Below are 978 nucleotides of genomic sequence, written 5' to 3' on the forward strand. Positions count from 1 at the left end.
CTTTTTTCACCCGCCCATTACTGGGGATTCCTCAGCGCTAAAGTGGGCGGTATTATGGTTTCCGCTGCGCTGACTTCGTTCCTGACCGGCATTACTGAACCGATTGAGTTCTCTTTCATGTTCGTTGCGCCGATTTTGTATATTATCCACGCTATTTTGGCGGGCCTGGCTTTCCCGATCTGTATTCTTCTGGGGATGCGTGATGGCACCAGTTTCTCGCACGGCCTGATCGATTTTGTGGTACTCAGCGGCAACGGTAGTAAGCTGTGGTTATTCCCGATCGTTGGCCTGTGCTATGCGGCGTTGTACTACACGCTTTTCCGTGTTCTGATTAAAGCGCTGGATCTGAAGACGCCGGGCCGTGAAGATGCAGCCGCAGATGCCGGCGTTGCTGCATCTGGTACTATGGCGCCGTCACTGGTCGCGGCTTTTGGCGGTAAAGAGAATATTACCAACCTGGATGCCTGTATCACTCGTCTGCGCGTAAGCGTTGCTGATGTATCAAAGGTGGATCAGGCGGGCCTGAAAAAACTTGGCGCTGCCGGCGTGGTTGTTGCGGGATCGGGCGTTCAGGCCATTTTTGGTACCAAGTCCGACAACCTGAAAACAGAAATGGACGAATATATTCGTCATAGCTAACCCATTTGTGGGGAGACAAAAAAGAGAGCTGCGGCTCTCTTTTTTATTGCCTGTTAATCGCTGCTTGCAGCAGCACAACCTATTGTAACGTACAGGAGATATAGAAGTTTTTATTGCTATACGGTTACGGATATCGGGCAGGTATACCCTTACTGTATTTGGTGAAGCGTTGGTGCCAGACCGATGTTTTTTAAAAAGTAGTTATAAATCAAATAAATAAATTTTACCGATAGTCCTGTTTTTTACGGTAGCTTATTGAGGAGTGAATAAACTTTTTAAGTTCAGTATGTTACAGTTAGGGTGTTCCCCGCGCGAGCGGGGATAAACCGATCTCTCAGC

1 protein-coding gene is annotated in these 978 nt (G+C 48.4%); it reads left to right on the forward strand.

Annotated features, from left to right (window positions below):
• Positions 1-639 (forward strand): glucose PTS transporter subunit EIIB (locus JJB97_RS18115; RefSeq protein WP_238715467.1); only part of this gene is annotated, 639 nt, incomplete at its 5' end.
• Positions 640-978 lie beyond the last annotated feature (339 nt).

It is taken from the genome of Tenebrionibacter intestinalis, assembly GCF_016632365.1.
Taxonomy (GTDB): domain Bacteria; phylum Pseudomonadota; class Gammaproteobacteria; order Enterobacterales; family Enterobacteriaceae; genus Tenebrionibacter; species Tenebrionibacter intestinalis.